Source organism: Serratia sp. KH_031, from assembly GCF_057839655.1.
Genome location: NZ_CM174496.1, coordinates 4,188,294 through 4,210,447, shown reverse-complemented (window position 1 = coordinate 4,210,447; position 22,154 = coordinate 4,188,294). Strand labels below are relative to the sequence as shown.

Sequence of the window (22,154 nt, the reverse complement as noted above, 5' to 3'; positions counted from 1 at the left end):
GAAACCCGATTGGGCTACAGAATACCCGTCACGCTCGGCAATATAGAGCCGTTGGCTTATAAACCCTACCTGCCCGGCAAGATGGCGTTGGTATGTGAAGGTGGCGGACAGCGCGGCATTTTTACTGCTGGAGTGCTGGACGAGTTTCAACGCGCCAATTTTAATCCCTTTGAGTTGATGATTGGCACCTCTGCGGGTGCACAAAACCTCTCGGCATATATTAGTGGCCAAATGGGCTATGCCCGGCGGGTGATCACCCGTTACACCACCTCAGCTAATTTCTTTAACCCACTGCGCTTTGTGCGCGGAGGGCATTTGATCGATCTCGATTGGTTGATCGACGTCACTTCCAACCAGTTGCCACTGGCGTTGGATCATGCAGAAAAGCAGATGTTGGATGGCCGTGAATTTTTGATGTGTGCCTGCCGTAGTGATGATTTCACGCCGACCTATTTACCCGCCCAGCGCGATAGCTGGATGAATGCCATCAAAGCCTCGAGCGCTATTCCGGGTTTCTATCGGCAAGGCGTTGAGCTGGATGGCATTAGCTACCAGGATGGCGGCATCAGTGATGCGATCCCAGTAGAAGAAGCCTATCGTCGCGGAGCCGATACCATTGTTGTCATCCGTACCGTGCCATCACAGATGTACTACTACACACCGCAGTGGATCAAACGTATGGAACACTGGTTGGGGGAAAGTAGTCTGCAAAGTATGGTGCATTTGTTACAGCACCACGAGCAAAGCTATCACCGTATTCAGCAGTTCATTGAGAAGCCGCCCGGTGAATTGCGTATTTTTGAAATTTTCCCACCAAAACCGTTGGCGAGTAACGCTCTCGGAAGCCGTGTACCCGCACTGAATCAGGATTATCACTTGGGACGCCGTTGCGGACGCTACTTCTTGGCGACGGTCGGCCATTGGTTGCTGGAGCAAGAGAAACTGGATGGCATGCGGGTTAATAAACCGTTGTCACGTCGTTTGCTGCAGCCAGAAACCATGCGGATGCCATCGCCAATCGTGACTGACATGTTCCCGCACACGCTGGGGACGAAACCTGACGCGGTGTTGGGTAAGCCGGATATTATCTTACCCGGTGGTGAGGAAGCAGTATGAGTGATCATTTTATTGATACTCACTGTCATTTCGATTTCCCACCGTTTACCGATCATGAAGCAGAAAGTTTGGCGCTGGCGGTACAGGCTGGCGTACAGCAAATTATTGTGCCGACGGTCACTGCCGCTCGTTTTGAGCGAGTGCTGCATTTGGCGCAAAGTTATCCAGCGCTGTATGCCGCGCTAGGATTGCATCCGTTGTACATAGATCAACATCGCGATGAACACTTGGCGCAATTGGCGGAGCTCTTGGCCCGTAAGCCGCAGAAATTGGTGGCAGTGGGGGAAATTGGCCTCGATCTCTATATGGAAAATCCACAGTTTGAGCACCAGCTTGAGCGATTAAATGCCCAACTGAAATTAGCGAAACAGTGCGATCTACCGGTGATTTTGCACTCGCGCCGGAGTCACGATCAGCTAGCGGGGGCGTTGCGCCGTGCGGATGTGCCGCGCCGTGGCGTTGTGCATGGTTTTGCGGGGAGCTTGTCGCAGGCACAGGCGTTTATTCGCTTGGGTTACTACATTGGTGTTGGCGGAACCATTAGCTATGAGCGGGCGCAAAAGACTCGCGCAGTCATGGCGCAATTACCCTTGGCATCACTGCTGTTAGAAACCGATGCGCCAGATATGCCACTGGCCGGCTATCAAGGGCAACCGAATCGCCCTGAACGCGCCGCCGATGTTTTCAAGGTACTTTGCCAGTTGCGCTCCGAACCTGCGGACGAAATTGCTACACAGTTACTGCACAACACCCATCAGCTATTTTCCCTATAGTGACATGAAATTGTGATTCCGATCACGCAGTAACATTTTCGTTTACTTCTGCTTGTATACATTTGTGACATACATCGGGTCTGGCACCTCTATGCCCCGTATAATCCCGCTCCGTTACCACATAATCAGCAAACCTCTTTTTCGGGACGGTATGCGTTTCTTTTTCGTTATACCCAAAATAATTGGAGTTGCATCAAGGCGGCAAGTGAATGACCAATTGGTCGTCAGACCGATTTGAACAGCGCTTGCGCTGGCCGGTAGGGTACTTTGCATAATCCCGATGAGCTTACATCAGTAAGTGATTCGGGTGAGTGAATGTAGCCAACGTAGAGGCAGCTTCAAGAATGAAGGGTATGCAGGGATAATTTTGTATGCAACTTATTATGAGCCTAGTGGGTATGGCAGCATTGATTGCCATCGCCGTATTGCTCTCCAGCAACCGTCGCGCCATTAATCTGCGCACGGTGATTGGAGCCTTCATTATTCAAATCGCCATTGGTGCACTGGTGCTGTATGTACCGATCGGGCGTCGCATTCTCGGTGGTATGTCGGAAGGGGTAGCGAACGTTATCGCCTACGGTAACCAAGGGATTTCATTCATTTTTGGCGGACTAGTTTCCGATAAAATGTTTGAAGTGTTCGGTGGCGGCGGCTTTGTTTTCGCTCTGCGAGTCTTGCCAGTTATCGTCTTCTTCTCCTCACTGATCGCGGTGCTGTATTACCTCGGTATTATGCAACTGGTTATCCGCGTGTTGGGTGGCGGCCTGCAAAAACTGCTGGGTACTTCGCGTACTGAATCGCTTTCTGCCACGGCGAACATTTTCGTTGGGCAGACCGAAGCGCCGTTGGTCGTGCGCCCGTATATCTCCACTATGACCCAATCTGAACTGTTTGCGGTGATGTGTGGTGGTTTGGCTTCGGTAGCTGGTTCGGTATTGGCGGGTTACGCCCAGATGGGGGTGCCGTTGGAATACCTGATCGCCGCGTCGTTTATGGCGGCTCCGGGTGGCCTACTGTTCGCTAAATTGATGGTGCCGGAAACCGAAAAGACTCACGATAGAGATGACGCAACTAAGCTGATTGCTGAAGACGATCGCCCTGCGAACGTGATTGATGCGGCGGCTTCTGGTGCGGCATCCGGTATGCAATTAGCGTTGAACGTAGGTGCAATGCTGTTGGCATTCATCGCCTTGATCGCTTTGTTGAACGGTATTTTGGGTGGCGTGGGTGGGTGGTTTAACTATCCGCAACTGTCACTGGAATTGCTGCTTGGTTGGGTCTTCTCGCCAATCGCTTTCTTGATCGGTGTGCCGTGGCATGAAGCGATGACCGCCGGTTCGTTCATCGGCCAGAAGGTTATCGTTAACGAGTTTGTTGCCTACATGAACTTTGGTGCTTACCTGCGTCCAGACGACGTGGTGGCGGCTGAAGGTCTGCAAGTGCTTTCAACGCATACCAAAGCGATCATTTCGTTTGCGCTTTGTGGTTTTGCCAACCTTTCTTCTGTAGCTATCCTATTGGGTGGGCTGGGCAGCATGGCGCCGAGCCGTCGTCATGACATCGCGCGTTTCGGCTTGAAAGCCGTAGCCGCCGGTACACTTTCTAACTTGATGAGCGCCACTATCGCCGGGTTCTTCTTGGCATTGTAAGCTAAACTCTATGACGGGTGCGTTAGAGTGTGCGCGCCCGTCTGTTTAGTGAATTTGTGAACAATATCGCGTTATTTTGTGATGTATTTCACATATAATTCCTTCTCGTTGCAGTGACATTTCATGCAGTGTGATTGTGAGCACGAATTGCGATGAGCATTGGTGTTCAAATAGTGATGATTAGCTGTTCGATACCGAAGGGCTATGTGCGGTGAGAAGGATCTCAGTTGCCAACCAGGGAAGCGATTCCCCGGTGCTATCTTCAAGGAACCAAGTCCGCTCGCCAACACCCAGATCCCCAGTTGGAGAGTTTTATGACCGAATTAACCGCCGCAGCGCAACGCGCGCTGAACTTAATGGATTTAACCACGCTGAATGACGACGACACTGATGAAAAAGTGATCGCCTTATGTCGTCAGGCTAACAGCCCGGCTGGCCATACTGCCGCCATCTGTATCTATCCACGTTTTATCCCGATTGCACGTAAGACATTGCGTGAGCAGGGTACGCCGGATATTCGTATCGCCACCGTAACCAACTTCCCGCATGGCAATGATGATATCGAGATTGCTTTGGCTGAAACCCGTGCGGCGATCGCTTACGGCGCGGATGAAGTGGATGTGGTATTCCCTTATCGCGCGCTAATCGCGGGTAATACTGAAGTTGGCTTTGAACTGGTCAAGCAGTGCAAGCAAGCCTGCGCCGCCGCGAACATACTGTTGAAAGTGATCATCGAAACTGGTGAGCTGAAAACTGACGCGTTAATCCGCCAAGCCTCCGAAATCGCTATCAAAGCCGGTGCCGATTTCATCAAAACCTCCACCGGTAAAGTTCCGGTCAACGCCACGCTGCACAGTGCAGAACTGATGATGAGCGTGATCCGTGATATGGGCGTGGCAAAAACCGTGGGTTTCAAACCCGCTGGTGGCGTGCGTACCGCAGAAGATGCGCAAGACTATTTGCATCTTACCGCCCGTATTCTGGGTGACGACTGGGCCGATGCGCGTCATTTCCGTTTCGGTGCTTCCAGCCTATTAGCCAGCCTGCTGACGACTTTGGGTCATAAAACCCAAACGAACGGCAGCGGTTACTGATCCTTGAGCGGTTAGTCGCGTACTAACGGCTCGCTTAATACCCTATTGATACCAACAGGGGGACACTTTGTTCCTGGCACAAGAAATAATCCGTAAAAAACGTGATGGTCAGCCGTTGAGTGAAGCGGAGATTCGCTTCTTTATTAATGGTATTCGTGACAATCAAGTGTCTGAAGGGCAAATCGCCGCGTTGGCGATGACCATTTATTTCCACGATATGACGATGCCGGAGCGCGTGGCGCTGACCATGGCGATGCGTGATTCAGGTACGGTTCTCGATTGGAAGAGTCTGTCGCTGAATGGCCCTATCGTTGATAAACACTCTACTGGTGGCGTCGGCGATGTGACTTCGTTGATGCTTGGCCCGATGGTTGCCGCCTGTGGTGGTTACATCCCAATGATCTCAGGCCGTGGCTTGGGGCACACCGGTGGTACGCTGGACAAGCTAGAAGCGATCCCTGGCTTCGATATTTTCCCAGACGACAATGCGTTCCGTAAAATTATCAAAGAAGTCGGCGTGGCGATTATCGGCCAAACCAGTTCGTTGGCGCCAGCGGATAAGCGTTTCTACGCCACGCGTGATATTACCGCCACCGTTGATTCCATCCCGCTGATCACGGCGTCTATTTTGGCGAAAAAACTGGCCGAAGGGTTGGATGCGTTGGTGATGGACGTGAAAGTCGGCTCCGGCGCTTTCATGCCAACCTATGAGCTGTCGCAGGATCTGGCGCAGGCGATCGTTGGCGTGGCTAACGGTGCAGGTTGCAAAACCACGGCTCTGCTGACGGATATGAATCAGGTGCTGGCTTCCAGCGCGGGTAACGCGGTAGAAGTGCGCGAAGCAGTGCGTTTCCTGACTGGTGAATATCGCAATCCACGTTTGTTCGAAGTGACGATGGCGCTGTGCGTCGAAATGCTGCTTTCCGGTGGCTTGGCGAAAGACGATGCTGATGCACGCGCTAAGTTGCAAGCGGTGCTGGATAACGGCAAAGCGGCGGAAATCTTTGGCCGCATGGTGGCAGCCCAAAAAGGGCCGACTAATTTTGTCGAGCGTTACGATCACTATCTGCCGATAGCTACGTTGAGCAAACCGGTGTATGCCGAGCAATCTGGCATCATCACCGCAATGAATACCCGTGCATTAGGGATGTCGGTGGTCGCGCTGGGCGGCGGTCGTCGTCGCGCGACGGATACTATCGATTACAGCGTTGGTTTGACCGAGATGGCTCGCTTGGGTGATCGCGTCGATAACCAACAACCGCTAGCGGTCATCCATGCCAACGATGAAGAAAGCTGGCAACAGGCGGCAGAAGTGGTACGCAGTGCCATGACGCTAGGCGATAAAGCGCCAGCGGAGACGCCAACGGTTTATAAGCGTATAACTGAATAATTAACGACTGAATAATCAACGACTGAATAATCAACGAATAGAGAGCTACGGCCTTCTAAGCCGTAGCTCAATGCAGGAGAATGCAATGAAACGTACATTTATTATGGTGTTGGATTCCTTCGGGATTGGTGCCAGCAAAGATGCTGAGAGATTTGGCGACGTAGGTTCAGATACGCTCGGCCACATTGCCGAAGTTTGCGCGCGCGGTGAAGCTGACGTCGGTCGTCATGGCCCTCTGACTCTGCCGAACCTGAGCCGTTTAGGGTTAGGTAAAGCGGCAGAAGAATCTACCGGGAACTTCCCACAAGGTCTGGATAAAAACGCCGACATCATTGGTGCTTACGGCTACGCCAGCGAACTGTCTTCCGGTAAAGACACGCCATCAGGTCACTGGGAAATTGCCGGTGTACCGGTGTTGTTCGACTGGGGCTACTTCAGCGACGAACACAACAGCTTCCCGCAGGAACTGCTGGATAAACTGGTCAAACGTGCCAACCTGCCGGGCTACCTTGGTAACTGCCACTCTTCCGGTACCGTGATTCTCGATCAACTGGGTGAAGAGCACATGAAAACCGGTAAGCCGATTTTCTACACCTCTGCGGACTCAGTATTCCAAATCGCTTGCCACGAAGAGACCTATGGTCTTGATAAGCTGTATGAACTGTGCGAAATCGCTCGTGAAGAGCTGACCGAAGGTGGCTACAACATTGGCCGCGTGATCGCGCGTCCATTCGTTGGCAACAAGCCGGGTGAATTCCAACGTACCGGTAACCGTCACGATCTGGCTGTCGAGCCACCAGCTCCTACCGTGCTGAAAAAATTGGTCGACGAGAAGCAAGGCGAAGTGGTTTCCATCGGTAAGATCGCCGATATCTATGCCAACGTCGGTATCACGCAGAAAGTGAAAGCCACCGGTATCGATGCACTGTTCGACGCGACGTTGATCGAAATGGAAAAAGCCGGTGATAACACCATCGTGTTCACCAACTTTGTTGATTTCGACTCTTCTTACGGCCACCGCCGTGATGTAGCGGGCTATGCCGCTGCATTAGAACTGTTTGATCGCCGTCTGCCAGAATTGCTGAAATTGGTGAAAGATGAAGACATCATCATCTTCACTGCTGACCACGGCTGTGACCCGACTTGGCCGGGTTCTGATCATACCCGTGAACACATTCCGGTGCTGGTCTACGGCCCGAAAGTTAAACCGGGTTCACTAGGACACCGTGAAACCTTCGCCGACATCGGCCAGACCGTTGCCAGCTACTTTGGCGTATCGCCAATGGATTACGGTAAGTCGATGCTTTAAGGCTTTGATCGCGCTGGTATAAAACCGGCGCTTTTTATTCAATACGATTTGAGGGCAGAGATTATGGCTACGCCACATATTAACGCTGAGATGGGTGATTTCGCTGACGTAGTATTGATGCCGGGCGATCCGCTACGTGCAAAATACATTGCGGAAACCTTCTTGGAAGGCGCGGTAGAAGTGAATAACGTGCGTGGCATGTTGGGTTTCACCGGGACTTATAAAGGTCGTCGTATTTCTGTTATGGGTCACGGTATGGGTATCCCATCCTGCTCCATCTATGCTCGTGAACTGATTGCCGAATTCGGCGTTAAAAAAATCATCCGTGTCGGTTCTTGCGGCGCAGTACGTGACGATGTCAAATTGCGTGACGTGGTGATTGGTATGGGTGCTTGCACCGATTCCAAAGTTAACCGTATGCGTTTCAAAGACCATGACTATGCGGCGATCGCGGATTTCGACATGGTGCGTAACGCGGTTGATGCGGCGGCGGCACAGGGTATTCCTGCTCGCGTAGGCAACATTTTCTCCGCAGATCTGTTTTATACGCCAGATCCAGAAATGTTCCAGGTCATGAAGAAGTACGGCATCCTGGGTGTGGAAATGGAAGCCGCAGGCATCTACGGCGTAGCTGCGGAACTGTACGAAGAGTTCGGTTGTAAAGCACTGACTATCTGTACCGTTTCTGACCATATCCTGCGTCACGAAGCGACTACCGCTGCTGAACGTCAGACTACCTTTAACGAAATGATCGTTATCGCGTTGGAATCTGTCCTGCTGGGCGACAAAGCGTAATCGTTTTATTTGGGCGCACTAATCTGCGCCCAATCTATTCACCATTTCCCTTCACTATCCTTTATCTCCTTTACCCATCTGGGTTTTAGCGCTATAAATCTATTCATCAATCTATTCACGAATCTATTCACCGATGAATACCGTCGAGCAATTTTTGCGTAATGGTCCGGCTTCGGCGCGTGACTTAACTACGGCATTGGGTATCAGCCAACCGACGCTATCGCGCCGTATTCGCGATTTGGCGGATGCGGTGCTGACCATGGGCAAAGGTAAAGCGACGCGTTATGGCCTACTACGTCGGGTCGGTGGTGACGATCGTTGCCCTCTTTATCAAGTGGATGAGCAGGGGAAAGCCAACCTGTTGGCTACTTTATATTCACTTTATCCGGCAGACTGCTGCGCGGTGCAAGATGCCCAAACGGGGGAGTGGCAAATCTACGACGGTTTACCGTGGTATCTGAATGATCTCCGGCCTATCGGTTTTCTCGGACGAGCTTGGGGGAAAGCTGCGGCTCAGGTGTTGCGCTTGCCGGAAGATACCCGGCTGTGGAGCGAAGCTCAGCGGTTGTTGGCACTGTGCCATTACGGTGAAGATATGAGCGGTAACCTGCTACCGGGGGCGGACAGTTATCAACGCTGGTTGACCCGTGGTCCAGAACAGTTGCTGCCTATTTCAGACAAAATGTCGCAATACCAACGCTTGGCTGAGCGCGCGCTGGCGGGGGAATTGATAGGCTCTTCCGCTGGTGGAGAACAACCCAAATTTACCGCTTATGCTGAAGTGGTTGAAAATCACATTAGCCATATCATCGTTAAATTCAGTGCCGTGCCAGATAACGCCAATGCTCGCCGTTGGAGCGATTTGCTGATTGCCGAATCGTTGGCGCTGACAGTGGTTGCTGAGGCCGGATTACCAGCGGCTCAGTCCCGTATTTTGTTTGGGGAGAGGCAACAATGCTTTCTCGAAATTGAACGTTTCGATCGGATTGGGGAGTTCGGTCGAGTAGCGATGGTATCGCTGGAAGCGCTCGATGCGGAGTTTTCTGGCAGTGGCGGATCTCATTGGGTGACGGCGGCAGCACGATTGCTACAGCTAGGCATTATTGATCGCTATACCTGCCAACATATTGCGTTGTATTGGGCGTTTGGTCGTTTGATTGCCAATAGCGACATGCACCACGGTAATCTTTCTTTCCTGCGTCCGACGCAACGTCCGGCGGTATTAGCCCCGTTGTACGACATGTTGCCAATGGCGTTCGCTCCCGCCAGCAGTGGTAATATGCGTCAAGAGGCGTTGGTGATTCGGCTAGGGAATGAGGTCAGTGGCGCTATCTGGCGGCAGGCCGAACTGATGGCGCTGGCGTTTTGGCAACGTACTGCTGAACATCCCGCTATCAGCAAAGAATTCCGCACTATCGCTGCACAGATGTTGGCTCAGCTACAAATGATGAATGATGTTATCCAACGCATGGCGTAACTAGGGCTTTTTCTCTTCTTCTGCCGTTTCTGCTTTATCGTCTTCTTCCAGCGGCGTATTTGCCGTCAGTAGATACGGCGACTGTTGCCAGCGGCTGCGACGCCCTTGCAGCAGAGTTCGTGCCAGAATAATACCGACCGCTAGAGCGAGCAGAATCATCAGCCGTAGTAGGTTAGTGGTGTTATCCACCTGTTTGGATTCGGTCGCCAACACGTGGGTATCGAGCGTGATGCGGATAAAACCCAGAGGGCCGTCTTTACCCTGAATCTGTTCCACAATCTGATGGTTAAAGTAACTTCCCGCGCGTTTACCGTCTAAGGCTAAGCGATCGCGCACGCTGATTTGTTCACCCGCATGGGAAATCAAGGTGCCGTCCAATTGGTAGACGCTGGCATCGAGAATGCGACTGTGGTCGGTGAGTTGTTTGAGGATGGTATCGACTTGTTGGTTGTCCACGTCGTCATCAAGTAACGGAGCCAAGCTAAAAGCCACTTGGCGTGTTAGCGTTTGTGCGAGCTCTTCTACCTGCTCCGATCGCGCCATTTGGTGACTCAAACTAAAATAAGAGGCACCTTGCATTAATAGCACCAGTAAAGCTAAACAAATCAGTATAATAGCAGTGCGGTGCAGGCGAAATTTAAGTTTGGCGCGTGCCATACGGCTTCCTTAGCAGGTTGGACACTTTATGTTGCCAGAAGCGGCTGCGATAGGATAGCTTGATGCGTCGTTTTACACTGTGAAGTCGTATTTTTGTCCATTCAGGAGTTGATGATGTCGAATAGTCTGACCTATTGCGATCTGCCAGAAGAGATCTCCCAATGGCCGGGGCTTCCCCTTTCGCTAAGTGGTGACGAAGTGATGCCGTTGGATTACCGGGCGGGCCAGACGGGTTGGCTTCTGTACGGCAAAGGTCTGGATAAAACTCGCATCACTAAATTCCAACGCAAGTTGGGCGCTGCAATGGTCATTGTGGCAGCTTGGAGCGTTGAGGATTATCAGGTGGTGCGCCTAGCTGGAAGTATGACACCGCGAGCCAAAACGCTGGCGGCGGAAAACGCGCTAGATGTTGCGCCGCTGGGTAAGATCCCACATTTACGCACGCCGGGTCTATTGGTGATGGACATGGACTCAACCGCGATTAGCATTGAATGTATTGATGAAATCGCCAAACTGGCGGGCGTGGGTGAAGAAGTGGCGGAAGTCACCGAACGAGCCATGCGTGGCGAGTTGGACTTCAGCGCCAGCCTGCGTCAGCGCGTCGGCAAGCTGAAAGGTGCGGATGCCAATATCCTGAAACAGGTGCGTGACACCTTGCCGTTGATGCCGGGGTTGACCACCTTAGTAGAAAAACTCCATGCGCTGGATTGGCATGTCGCGATTGCCTCCGGTGGTTTCACTTATTACGCGGAATACCTGCGCGATAAATTAAATCTGGTCGCCATTGCCGCCAATGAACTGGAAATCCGCGATGGTAAACTGACCGGGGAAGTCTTAGGGCCGATTGTCGATGCGAAATATAAAGCGGATGTTTTGATTAAGCTGGCGGCAAAATTAGGCATTCCGCCACAACAGACGGTGGCGATTGGCGATGGTGCTAACGACTTGAAAATGATGGCAGCCGCGGGATTGGGTATCGCTTATCACGCGAAGCCAAAAGTGTATGAAAAGGCGAAGGTCACGATCCGTCATGCTGATTTGATGGGGGTACTGTGCGTACTCACCGGCAGCCTGAAACATGAAACGCGTTAAAAGAATAGTGGAGTAACTTGTGGCAAAAGCAGCAAAACGGGCATTTGTATGTAATGAATGCGGCGCTGATTATCCGCGCTGGCAGGGGCAGTGCAGCGCTTGCCATGCATGGAATACCATTACAGAAGTCCGTCTGGCTGCGGCTTCCTCTTCTGTAGCCCGTGCCGATCGTTATAGCGGTTATGCGGGTGATGCCGGTATCAGCAAGGTGCAGAAGCTGTCAGACATCAGCCTGGAAGAGTTGCCGCGTTTCTCCACCGGTTTCCTCGAATTTGACCGCGTATTGGGTGGCGGTGTGGTGCCGGGCAGCGCGATTCTGATCGGCGGTAATCCCGGTGCGGGGAAAAGTACTTTGCTGTTGCAGGTGATGTGCAAACTTGGCGAGCAGATGAAAACTCTGTACGTCACTGGGGAAGAATCACTGCAACAGGTGGCGATGCGTGCCCACCGTCTGGGTTTGCCGACCGGCAACCTGAACATGTTGTCGGAAACCAGCATCGAACAAATCTGTCTGATTGCCGAACAAGAACAGCCGAAGCTGATGGTGATCGACTCTATTCAAGTCATGCACATGGCCGATATCCAGTCGTCGCCGGGCAGCGTGGCACAGGTGCGTGAAACCGCCGCTTATCTGACACGCTTCGCCAAAACGCGTGGTGTGGCGATCGTGATGGTGGGGCACGTGACTAAAGACGGTTCGCTAGCTGGACCAAAAGTATTGGAACACTGCATCGACTGCTCGGTATTGCTGGATGGCGATGCCGATTCGCGTTTCCGCACTTTGCGCAGCCACAAAAACCGTTTCGGTGCAGTCAATGAATTGGGCGTTTTCGCCATGACCGAACAGGGGCTACGTGAAGTCAGCAATCCGTCGGCGATCTTCCTCAGCCGTGGCGATGAAGTCACCTCCGGTAGTTCGGTGATGGTGGTGTGGGAAGGAACGCGCCCGTTGCTGGTAGAGATTCAGGCGCTGGTGGATCACTCAATGATGTCCAACCCGCGCCGCGTGGCGGTCGGTTTGGAACAAAACCGTTTGGCGATCCTACTGGCGGTACTGCACCGTCACGGTGGTTTGCAAATGTCCGATCAGGATGTGTTTGTGAACGTGGTTGGTGGGGTAAAAGTGACGGAAACCAGCGCCGATTTGGCGTTATTGCTGTCGTTGGTGTCTAGCTTGCGTGATCGTCCATTGCCGCAAGATTTGGTGGTGTTTGGCGAAGTCGGTTTGGCAGGAGAAATCCGCCCGGTGCCGAGCGGACAGGAGCGGATTTCTGAAGCGGCGAAGCACGGTTTTAAACGGGCTATCGTGCCGCATGCGAACGTGCCGAAAAAACCACCGGCGAATATGCAGGTGTTCGGCGTGAAAAAATTGGCTGATGCATTGGAAATTCTGAACGAGTTTTAACATGACACCAGCAACAAGGAATATGCTATTTTGTTTAGCATAGTAAACTGGAGGGTGTATGGGGCAATTTGATTATTTAAAAGCCGCGATTAAGCAAAAAGGCTGCACCTTACAGCAGATCGCTGATGCTAGCCGCATGACTAAAGGCTACCTCAGCCAATTATTGAACGACAAAATCAAAAGCCCCAGCGCTCAGAAACTAGAAGCACTGCATCGTTTTCTCGGTTTGGAATTCCCACGCCGAGAGAAAAAAGTCGGTGTGGTGTTTGGTAAATTTTACCCACTGCACACTGGCCACATCTATCTGATCCAGCGTGCTTGCAGTCAGGTTGATGAACTGCATGTGATCCTCTGTCACGACGAACCACGCGATCGTGAATTGTTCGAGAACAGTTCGATGTCACAACAACCGACGGTGAGCGATCGTCTACGTTGGTTGCTGCAAACCTTCAAATATCAGAAAAACATCCGTATTCACTCGTTTGATGAGAAAGGGATTGAGCCTTATCCACATGGCTGGGACGTGTGGAGCAACGGCATGAAGACTTTCATGACGCAGCAAGGCATTGCACCAGATTTCATCTACTCCAGTGAAGAACAGGATGCGCCGCGTTATCGTGAACATTTATCGACGGAAACTATTCTGGTCGATCCTCAACGTTCTTTTATGAATATCAGCGGCAGCCAAATTCGCCAAGATCCTTTCCGTTATTGGGACTACATTCCGACCGAAGTAAAACCGTTCTTCGTTCGTACCGTGGCGGTTCTTGGGGGGGAGTCGAGCGGAAAATCGACCTTAGTCAATAAGTTGGCAAACATCTTCAACACCACCAGTGCGTGGGAGTATGGCCGTGACTATGTGTTCTCACATCTGGGTGGCGACGAGATGGCACTCCAGTATTCCGATTACGACAAAATCGCGCTCGGTCAGGCGCAGTACGTGGATTTTGCCGTCAAATACGCCAATAAAGTGGCGTTTATCGATACTGATTTTGTGACCACGCAGGCGTTCTGTAAAAAATACGAAGGGCGTGAACATCCATTTGTGCAGGCGCTGATCGACGAATATCGTTTTGACTTGGTGATCCTGTTGGAAAACAACACGCCATGGGTCGCCGACGGCTTACGTAGCTTGGGGAATCCTGCGGTGCGTAAAGAGTTTCAAAACCTGCTGGAAGAGATGTTGCGCGCTAATAACATTGAATATGTCCACGTAGAGTCCAGCGACTACGAAGAACGTTTCTTACGTTGTGTCGAGTTGGTGAAACAGTTGCTGGCAGCAGATGTTGGGCGGTTGACGGGGGCATCGACTCAATAAATTTTCAATCCATCAGCGGCTAAAAATATGTGCCATTGATGACAGGACAACACCCGCTAAAGAGTTCGAGAAGGTTTTGCTAGGGTGGCATTTCGATAATGCTACCAATAGGAAACTATCATGAAGAACTTGAATTCTATCGCTGCGTTAAAGCAATACCGTCCTAGTGCAGAAACTTGCGTCTATATTAGCGGTTATTACCAACCTAATGATGGTGGTGGTGGTCATTACTCTTGGGATGCCGAGAGTCAGGTTGATGATAACGGCGGCACGGTGATCGCCTCCTCTCTCATGCCCAGTGGTCGTTGGCTACATGCACACCATGGGGTGGGGGATTTCCGTACTTTCGGTATTATGGATGATTCAACGCCTGCCGATGCTGCATTGGTGGCAATGGTCAACGATCCCACCATCGAACATATTTACGCTTTTAACGATCTACTGTTCCAGCGTCGCCATCGCTTTAACCGCTCTGGTATTACGCTCGATTTCCAGAATCATCATTTGTCTACTCAAGGGATTGAGCCGGCGAATAGAAATGATCCCTTTGCTGCCGTGCTATTTTTCCAAGGTGAGATTGCTACCCAGGAAACTCTGGTGACTTTAACGGAAACAGTAAAAGAGCAAACGGATATTTTCCCAGTGGGCGACAGCAGTGCATTTACGGTCGGCGAATGGGTTGCCGTTCAGGTGAATCGACTGGTGGGGGATGCCGAACGAGAATTACAGAAGTTGGTGCAGATAACCGCGATCCCGGATAGCCAACATGTGCAGGTGGGTTACTACAACGGTTGGGAACTGGGTGTCGGGCGTATCTTGAGTTGGCGTAAAGTAAAGCCGGTGCGCGATGTTACTGTCAAAAACCTACGTTTCAGTGGGGCGGGTAATGATCAATATACTGGTAGCCATCCACTGGCCTTTGAGTTTGCGGTCTATGCTAATGCCGTTGCTATTCACGCGACCGGATCTTTTTGGCCGGTAGTGATGCGCCGTTGGAATACCCATTATCTGACTCAACAGTGTTCGTTACTGAACCCACCGGATACCGCTTCTGGTGGCGTAGGCTATCTGACTCAACAGATTTATTGTTTGTATGGGCATGTTAGCGATTGCCATGTCTCGAATGCTCGTCACCTGAATGACTTCACCGCTTCAGCTTACTGCAAGGTAGAGAATTGTCATGCCGATGGGCAGAGTGCGGAGAAAGGGCCTTTCGTTACTCACGGGCAATATGAGCATGATCTTACCTACACCGGTAACTCAGGCTTGATGACCTTTGCTAATTCAGGTGTTCCGTGGGGGGAAAGTGCTAAACGCATTAATGTGCGCAAGCATGTTTGCCCATGGTTTGTCGCTCGTTCCCGCGTTACTGACCTGACCTTGGAAGATGTGGTGGTGATCGCCAACGATGCTATCCCCAGTTCGGGTATGATGTGGGTAAATGCCGACGGCTTGCAGATGCGCGGTTGTTCCTCCGATCGCGTGTTGCGCATCAGCCAAGCATCACAGCGATCAACACGACGTAATCTCATTGAGGGTTGTCACTTTGCTTTGCTGGATGATGGGGAACCGGTGGTTCAAGCCAGTGTGAGCAGTGCCATGACGTTCCGTGATACGCGGTTTGACGGTATTAATGGCCACAGTTTTGCCAGTACGGCAGCATTGAGTTTTGTTCGTTGTGAGCTGAATGGCGGCAATGGGCAGGGCAAGGTTGGGGTGATGGCAGATCAACTGGCGTTACAATCCTGCCGGATCAACGGCAGTCAGTTAATGTTAGCTGACAGCGAGGTTAAACAGGTAGATATGACGTTGTTAACATTAGACAACGCCAGTCTAGACTTCAGTACGTTTAACATCGCACAAGGATCATCGTTAGTTTTTGCCCATAACCGTTTGCGCAACAGCACTATTGTGGCGCAGCCAGCTGCTGGGGAGACGGTGGTGTGGGAGAGTAATATCGTGCTGGGTACTGCAACGTGATAAACGAATAGGGGCGGTTTTCCGCCCCTGAGCTTATTAGTAAACAATCACCAACTTGCCCTGCATATGCCCAGAGAGCAGTTTCTGGTGTGCAGCGGTCATATTCTCGATGGTCAGCCCATGTAGCGTTTCACTCAGCGTAGTGGTTACTTTGCCTTCATCGACGAGTTGTGCCACTTGCTGCAAAATCTTCCCTTGCTCGGCAATATCCGGCGTGTTGAACATGCTGCGGGTAAACATCAGTTCCCAATGTAAGGCCGCGCTTTTCAGTTTAAGTTTGCTTTGATCTAACGGCTGCGCATTCTCAACGATAGTGCAGATATGTCCCATCGGTGCGATCAGATCGCTGATGGCTGGCCAGTGCCCATCAGTGTCGTTCAGGCACAGAATATAATCGACATTTTTGATACCTTCTTTTGCCAGATTCACCGATAGGTCACGGTAATCCACCACCAAATTAGCCCCACGCGCACGGCACCACTCGGCCGATTCAGGGCGTGAAGCCGTGGCGATCACTTTCACTTTGCTACGCTGCGCGGCAAAGGGGATTGCTAACGAACCCACGCCACCGGCTCCACCAATAATCAGCAAAGTTTTATCTGCTGACGCGTGTTGAATTTGTAAATGTTCAAATAGCGCTTCCCAAGCGGTGAGCGCCGTCAGCGGCATGGCAGCGGATGCCGCCCAATCTAGCGTACGAGGTTTATGCGCCGTAATGCGTGAGTCGATCACCTGTTGGCTGCTACTACTGCCGGGGCGGGTGATATCGCCGGCGTACCACACTTCATCACCCGGTTTGAAACCGTTAACCTGACTACCGGTTTCCAGTACGACACCGCTGGCATCCCAGCCGAGAATACGCGGCTGTTGTAGGCCACTTTTCTGCAAACCGGCATGGACTTTGGTATCGACCGGATTAACGGATACTGCTTTGACTTCGACCAGCAGGTCATATTGCCCGAGGGGTGGTTGTTCTGGCGTGATTGCTACAAAACTAGTGGGATTCTTGGGATCGACTGCAATGGCTTTAATTGGCATGGGTTGGGCTCCTGTTCTATCAGTGCAGCCAGTGTAGATCTCAAAGAGTGAGGTGATAAGATGGACAATGGATAACTCAGTGTTCGTTTGAGGTGAACAATAATGTTCAAGCAATTACAAGATATGGCGTTGTTCGCACTGGTGGCGGAGTGTGGCAGTTTTACCGCTGCAGCTAAACGTGCTGGACTGCCGAAGTCCAGCGTGAGTCAGCGCATCAGCCAGTTAGAACAGAAGCTGGGGCTGCGGTTAATCAACCGTACTACGCGCCAACTTAATCTGACGTTTGCCGGTGAACGTTATCTAGAGCATTGTCAGGAAATGCTCACTGCCGCCGAACGCGCTGATCTGGCTTTACAGAGGCTACGTGATAATCCTAGCGGACGTTTGCGTATATCTACACCGGCAGGCTTAGGTGCTACGTTGCTCGCGCGACTGGCGAGCGATTTTCAGCGTCAATACCCCGACGTATCGTTAGAGGTTTCGGTGTCTGATGCGATGGTGGATCTGGTACAAGAAGGTTTTGATGCCGCGTTACGTACCGGTAAACCGCAAGACTCCTCATTAATTGGCCGTCGTCTGGGATATGCCCCGCGTTATCTGCTGGCTTCGGCGGATTATCTGGCACAATTTCCAGCGTTAACCCATCCACGGCAACTACAGCAACATCGTTGTATTGCTCACCGAGCCTGGACGGCCTTGATTTTACGACAGGGGGAGGAATATTACCGTTGGCAGTTACCGACCAGCCATACCACCGATAATTTGCTGTATGCACGTGAATGCGCCATTGCGGGAGCCGGTATCACGTTATTACCCGCTTTTCTCAGCCGTGAAGTGGTGGCACAAAAGCAACTGGTGGCGGTATTACCGCAATGGCGAGCCGAGGGGAATGAACTGTATTTGGTCTACCCCAGCCGTAAATTGAATTCACCCGCACTGGCCTGTTTTATCGACGTGGCGCTTCAACATCCGGTGTTTGATGATTATGACCAAGAACTAATACAGGAGTGATTTGCGAGAAGGGTTCCATTCCCCGGCGAATATTGTGTCGCGCTGTCGATTTAGTTTTAGCATGTGAGCTAAAAGTAGTCAGACAGGAACCAGGGATATGGTTATTAAAAATGATATTCAACATGCTGCTGAATTAGCTCTTTGGGAATTACAGACTCTATTAGACCAACATAGTATCGAGGTTTCGGTACATCCACTTTCCAAGGAGCAAGCCTTGGGTATCGAATTTAGAAAAACGGGCTTGGATTGGAGATGGTGGTTCAAGGAAAGACATCCATATATTAAAAACCGCTTTACTCTGGCAATTAGCTCGCAGGGACGGCCTCCTATCGTTATTGGTGCTGCAGTGTACTCCCATGATATACAAGCGAAACAGGTTGTGATTTATATGTTGGAACATTTCAAAGCAGTTTACCCAGACTCTGGGATTGAAAAACGCATGGCATGGTGTGTGTTTTTTGCGGCTTATGCCTTTGCGGTGACGGTTGGAGCAACTAGTTTTAAAATCTATGAGCCTGTTCAAAGTGTGGTGCCTTACTATGAGTACTGGGGATTCGTGAAAGATGGCAAGCATATGATAATTAATGAGCTGGTTTTGTACGACAAACTAAAAAAGGTCAGTGCAAATCAAGGTAAGCATGACTTTGAATGGGAAGAATAAACCCCTTGATCTAGATTACTGACATTGTAAACTGAGCATAATTTGAGCGAGGAATTGATGATGAAATCAAGGGATGAGTTATTAGCGTTATTACCCGCAGAGATGTTGCTGAATTATCTCGGGTCGAAGGATAAGCTCAAACTCTTTGCAGAGGCATTTTTGATGGTGCCGGAGCCAGATACTCATGTTTTTGTGGGTAGGTTGGCAGTAGAAGAGCATGTTGAGGAAAAAACTGCGTAGTGTGTGGGTTGTTATCTTAACTCACTTCCACTTCCTGCACTTAATAAACCGGAAACGCCGCTGATAGCATTAAGCGTTTCCGGCTTGATTAAAAACAATGAGTTACTTGGTCACTCGCTTGTATTTGATGCGACGAGGTTCCAGAGCTTCGGCTCCGAGGGTACGCTTCTTGTATTCTTCGTATTCGGTAAAGTTACCTTCAAAGAATTCAATCTTACCTTCATCCTGATAGTCCAGAATGTGGGTCGCGATGCGGTCAAGGAACCAACGGTCGTGCGAGATAACCATCGCGCAGCCTGGGAATTCCAACAAGGCGTTTTCCAGTGCGCGCAGGGTTTCGATATCCAAGTCGTTGGTCGGTTCGTCAAGCAGCAATACGTTGCCGCCTACTTGCAACAGTTTCGCCAAGTGTAAACGGCCACGCTCACCACCGGACAACTCACCAACACGTTTGCCTTGATCGACACCTTTGAAGTTAAAGCGTCCCACGTAGGCACGGCTTGGCATTTCGGTGTTGCCGATACGCATGATGTCTTGACCGCCGGAGACTTCTTCCCACACGGTTTTGCTGCCATCCATGCTGTCGCGGAACTGATCGACAGAGGCCAGCTTGACGGTATCACCCAGCACGATGCTACCGGAGTCAGGTTGTTCCTGACCGGACATCATGCGGAACAGAGTGGATTTACCCGCGCCGTTCGGACCGATAATCCCGACAATCGCGCCTTTAGGTACGGAGAAGGAGAGATCGTCAATCAACACTCGGTCGCCGTATGACTTACGCAGGTGGTCGACTTCGACCACTTTATCGCCCAAGCGTGCACCCGGTGGGATAAACAGTTCGTTGGTTTCGTTACGCTTTTGGTATTCAGTGCTGTTCAACTCTTCAAAGCGAGCCAGACGAGCTTTACCTTTAGACTGACGGCCTTTAGCGCCCTGACGTACCCACTCCAATTCTTTCTCGATGGATTTGCGACGAGCGGCCTCGGCAGAGGCTTCTTGCGCCAGACGAGCGTCTTTTTGTTCCAGCCAAGAAGAGTAGTTACCTTCCCACGGAATACCTTCACCGCGGTCCAGCTCCAAGATCCAGCCAGCCACGTTGTCGAGGAAGTAACGGTCGTGGGTGATGGCCACTACGGTACCTTCGAAGTCGTGCAGGAAGCGCTCCAACCAAGCTACGGATTCAGCATCCAAGTGGTTAGTCGGTTCGTCCAGCAGCAACATGTCTGGTTTTTCCAGCAGCAGGCGGCACAAGGCTACACGGCGACGCTCACCACCAGAAAGGTTGGCGATTTTGGCGTCCCACTCAGGCAGGCGCAATGCATCAGCAGCACGCTCAAGTTGGGTATTGAGGTTGTGACCATCGTGAGCTTGAATGATCTCTTCCAGACGACCTTGCTCAGCAGCCAGTTTGTCGAAGTCTGCACCTTCTTCAGCGTACAGTGCGTACACTTCATCAAGACGTTTCAGGGCACCAACTACTTCAGCCAGCGCTTCTTCCACTGACTCGCGAACGGTATGTTCCAGATTCAGCTGCGGTTCTTGCGGCAAGTAGCCGATCTTGATACCCGGCTGTGGACGTGCTTCACCTTCGATATCGGTATCGATACCCGCCATGATGCGCAGCAGTGTTGATTTACCTGCACCATTCAGACCCAACACGCCGATTTTGGCGCCAGGGAAGAAACTCAGGGAGATGTTTTTCAAGATATGACGCTTCGGCGGAACAACCTTGCCGACGCGATGCATGGTATAGACGTATTGAGCCACGTTGCTCTAAGCCTCTTGGTTGCTGGGTTTTATAATGTCCCACTCTTGCTATGGGGCATGTATGGGACATTTTTTACTTAACTTCGAATGATAGCCCGTTTTGATAGTTTATCCCAGAGATCACTATGAAACGCTTAATTAGGTATGGCAAAGGGCTTACTAATCCGAAAATGAGGGCTTGTTCCACTTATCTGTTATGGCTTGATACCACCGACATAAATTGCAAAGTAACATCCAGCCATTGCTAATTTTTTGGTGGCGACAAAACATATGGCTTTAAAATTCCAACCTAAAGTTCGCCATGTTGTGATGTGCGACTTCTCTGGTTTTGTAGAACCAGAAATGATCAAAGTTAGGCCAGTTGTGGTGGTGGCAAGAAATCGCCATAACAGCAAACTGGTTACTGTTGTCCCATTAAGCACCACAGAACCTGTCCCTGTTCGGGACTACCACCATCAGCTTTCAGCTAATCCGCTACCGGATAAGTTAGAGGTTCTTTGTTGGGCTAAATGCGATATGGTTTCCACTGTATCAACCAATCGTTTGGACCGATATAAAATGCGTGCTGTTACTGGGCGAACTTATGTGATGCCAATGCTCGAGGTAGAAGATTTTGAGCAGATAAGAAAAGGTGTTTTGTGTGGTTTAGGGGTGAAGCATTTGACCTCGCATCGACATAATTAAATGAATTGACTTCAGTATGGTGAAAATTCATACTTTCCAATGAACCCTACGGGGACTTGCAAGACTTCCTGTTTCAGGAAGCCAGGCGCGGTGAATCGGCGATGACAAGCCCATCGTACCTGTGAAGGGGCACCAGTAATGGTGCCCTTTGTCACTTATGGTATTTAGCGAATATTAAGGCGTAATAATAATCGAAACGCGGCGATTTTCGGCTCTGCCACTAGAGGTGCGGTTGTCCGCTACAGGATCGCGTTTTCCCATGCCACGTGTTTCGATATTGGTGCGTGGAATGCCGACGCTAGCCAGAATATCCGCGACGGTGTTGGCGCGGCGCAGGGAAAGTTGGTCATTGTAACTGTCTTCGCCGTAGTTGTCGGTGTGACCGTCCAAACGGAATTTATTGATGTCCACACTCATCAATGCGCGTCCCATTTTCTGGACGGTTTCGGTGCTTTTGGGGTTCAGTTTGCCGACGTTATTGCCAAACAATACCTTATCGGAAAGACCAAACTCCCAACCGTTGTCCGTCAGTTTGAATCCTTGAGCTTGCAATAGGGCGATTTGCTCAGGCGTTAACCCTTGTGGTTTGCTTTGACAACCTGCGAGCGCCAATAGAGCGCAAAATAGAACCAGCAGTAGTGAAAAGCGTTGTTTAAGTGTGTGTTGGAACATAATCAAAATTCCCTATCTTTTTA

The 22,154-nt window shown here is 51.0% G+C and carries 20 protein-coding genes; 16 read left to right on the top strand and 4 right to left on the bottom strand.

The genetic code is table 11. The features are described from left to right. Window positions 1-9: 9 nt before the first annotated feature. The 8 genes from AC3ISQ_RS18920 to yjjJ all read left to right on the top strand — a co-directional run bounded on the left by AC3ISQ_RS18920 (window position 10) and on the right by yjjJ (window position 9,603). Window positions 10-1,116 (top strand): patatin-like phospholipase family protein, encoded by a 1,107-nt coding sequence (locus tag AC3ISQ_RS18920; RefSeq protein WP_489349003.1) that lies wholly within the window; start codon window positions 10-12, stop codon window positions 1,114-1,116. Further along, window positions 1,113-1,889, top strand: a complete 777-nt coding sequence (locus tag AC3ISQ_RS18915; RefSeq protein ID WP_489349001.1) for a TatD family hydrolase — start codon at window positions 1,113-1,115, stop codon at window positions 1,887-1,889. Before AC3ISQ_RS18920 ends, AC3ISQ_RS18915 begins: the two co-directional genes overlap by 4 nt. Window positions 1,890-2,272: 383 nt before the next feature. Beyond that, window positions 2,273-3,538, top strand: a complete 1,266-nt coding sequence (locus tag AC3ISQ_RS18910; protein ID WP_489353379.1) for a NupC/NupG family nucleoside CNT transporter — start codon at window positions 2,273-2,275, stop codon at window positions 3,536-3,538. A gap of 314 nt (window positions 3,539-3,852) precedes the next feature. Then, window positions 3,853-4,632 carry a deoxyribose-phosphate aldolase gene (gene deoC / locus AC3ISQ_RS18905; protein ID WP_489349000.1) on the top strand — a complete coding sequence of 260 codons (780 nt, stop codon included), beginning with the start codon at window positions 3,853-3,855 and terminating at the stop codon, window positions 4,630-4,632. A 67-nt stretch (window positions 4,633-4,699) separates the two neighbouring features. Further along, window positions 4,700-6,022, top strand: a complete 1,323-nt coding sequence (gene deoA, locus AC3ISQ_RS18900; RefSeq protein ID WP_489348999.1) for a thymidine phosphorylase — start codon at window positions 4,700-4,702, stop codon at window positions 6,020-6,022. Window positions 6,023-6,107: 85 nt separating this feature from the next. Further along, window positions 6,108-7,331 (top strand): phosphopentomutase, encoded by a 1,224-nt coding sequence (gene deoB, locus AC3ISQ_RS18895; RefSeq protein WP_489348997.1) that lies wholly within the window; start codon window positions 6,108-6,110, stop codon window positions 7,329-7,331. A gap of 63 nt (window positions 7,332-7,394) precedes the next feature. Beyond that, window positions 7,395-8,126, top strand: coding sequence for a purine-nucleoside phosphorylase (deoD, locus tag AC3ISQ_RS18890; protein ID WP_489348995.1), 732 nt, complete (start codon window positions 7,395-7,397; stop codon window positions 8,124-8,126). A 133-nt stretch (window positions 8,127-8,259) separates the two neighbouring features. Continuing rightward, complete coding sequence (gene yjjJ / locus AC3ISQ_RS18885) at window positions 8,260-9,603, top strand: type II toxin-antitoxin system HipA family toxin YjjJ (RefSeq protein ID WP_489348993.1); 1,344 nt, start codon at window positions 8,260-8,262, stop codon at window positions 9,601-9,603. On the opposite strand, the gene AC3ISQ_RS18880 is transcribed toward yjjJ, so the two are convergent. Next, the gene (locus tag AC3ISQ_RS18880) at window positions 9,604-10,260 is read right to left on the bottom strand and encodes a YtjB family periplasmic protein (protein ID WP_489348991.1); all 657 of its coding nucleotides are present in this window, start codon (window positions 10,258-10,260) and stop codon (window positions 9,604-9,606) included. A 114-nt stretch (window positions 10,261-10,374) separates the two neighbouring features. Between AC3ISQ_RS18880 and serB the strand changes: the two genes are divergently transcribed. The 4 genes from serB to AC3ISQ_RS18860 all read left to right on the top strand — a co-directional run bounded on the left by serB (window position 10,375) and on the right by AC3ISQ_RS18860 (window position 16,055). Beyond that, the gene (gene serB, locus AC3ISQ_RS18875) at window positions 10,375-11,352 is read left to right on the top strand and encodes a phosphoserine phosphatase (RefSeq protein WP_489353377.1); all 978 of its coding nucleotides are present in this window, start codon (window positions 10,375-10,377) and stop codon (window positions 11,350-11,352) included. Window positions 11,353-11,371: 19 nt separating this feature from the next. Then, window positions 11,372-12,757 (top strand): DNA repair protein RadA, encoded by a 1,386-nt coding sequence (gene radA, locus AC3ISQ_RS18870; protein ID WP_489348990.1) that lies wholly within the window; start codon window positions 11,372-11,374, stop codon window positions 12,755-12,757. A 58-nt stretch (window positions 12,758-12,815) separates the two neighbouring features. Continuing rightward, entirely contained in the window at window positions 12,816-14,075 is a 1,260-nt protein-coding gene (gene nadR, locus AC3ISQ_RS18865) for a multifunctional transcriptional regulator/nicotinamide-nucleotide adenylyltransferase/ribosylnicotinamide kinase NadR (protein WP_489348988.1), read from the top strand. A gap of 120 nt (window positions 14,076-14,195) precedes the next feature. After that, complete coding sequence (locus AC3ISQ_RS18860; RefSeq protein ID WP_489348986.1) at window positions 14,196-16,055, top strand: hypothetical protein; 1,860 nt, start codon at window positions 14,196-14,198, stop codon at window positions 16,053-16,055. Between the two features lie 36 nt (window positions 16,056-16,091). On the opposite strand, the gene AC3ISQ_RS18855 is transcribed toward AC3ISQ_RS18860, so the two are convergent. After that, complete coding sequence (locus tag AC3ISQ_RS18855) at window positions 16,092-17,093, bottom strand: zinc-binding alcohol dehydrogenase family protein (protein WP_489348985.1); 1,002 nt, start codon at window positions 17,091-17,093, stop codon at window positions 16,092-16,094. A 102-nt stretch (window positions 17,094-17,195) separates the two neighbouring features. On the opposite strand from AC3ISQ_RS18855, the gene AC3ISQ_RS18850 reads away from it, so the two are divergent. From AC3ISQ_RS18850 to AC3ISQ_RS18840, 3 genes are all read left to right on the top strand, one after another. Further along, the gene (locus AC3ISQ_RS18850; RefSeq protein ID WP_489348983.1) at window positions 17,196-18,104 is read left to right on the top strand and encodes a LysR family transcriptional regulator; all 909 of its coding nucleotides are present in this window, start codon (window positions 17,196-17,198) and stop codon (window positions 18,102-18,104) included. 97 nt (window positions 18,105-18,201) lie between these two features. Next, complete coding sequence (locus AC3ISQ_RS18845) at window positions 18,202-18,765, top strand: hypothetical protein (RefSeq protein WP_489348981.1); 564 nt, start codon at window positions 18,202-18,204, stop codon at window positions 18,763-18,765. Between the two features lie 42 nt (window positions 18,766-18,807). Beyond that, on the top strand, window positions 18,808-19,005 hold the full coding sequence (locus AC3ISQ_RS18840; protein WP_489348980.1) for a hypothetical protein: 198 nt from the start codon (window positions 18,808-18,810) through the stop codon (window positions 19,003-19,005). Between the two features lie 102 nt (window positions 19,006-19,107). Here the strand turns inward: AC3ISQ_RS18840 and ettA are convergent, their stop codons facing one another. Beyond that, a complete protein-coding gene (gene ettA, locus AC3ISQ_RS18835; RefSeq protein WP_489348978.1) occupies window positions 19,108-20,775 on the bottom strand; it encodes an energy-dependent translational throttle protein EttA in 1,668 nt (555 codons plus the stop codon). A gap of 270 nt (window positions 20,776-21,045) precedes the next feature. On the opposite strand from ettA, the gene AC3ISQ_RS18830 reads away from it, so the two are divergent. Beyond that, window positions 21,046-21,459 (top strand): type II toxin-antitoxin system PemK/MazF family toxin, encoded by a 414-nt coding sequence (locus AC3ISQ_RS18830; RefSeq protein ID WP_489348976.1) that lies wholly within the window; start codon window positions 21,046-21,048, stop codon window positions 21,457-21,459. A gap of 174 nt (window positions 21,460-21,633) precedes the next feature. Here AC3ISQ_RS18830 and yfiB read toward each other — a convergent pair whose 3' ends face one another. Beyond that, on the bottom strand, window positions 21,634-22,131 hold the full coding sequence (gene yfiB, locus AC3ISQ_RS18825; protein ID WP_489348974.1) for an outer membrane lipoprotein YfiB: 498 nt from the start codon (window positions 22,129-22,131) through the stop codon (window positions 21,634-21,636). Window positions 22,132-22,154: the final 23 nt, after the last annotated feature.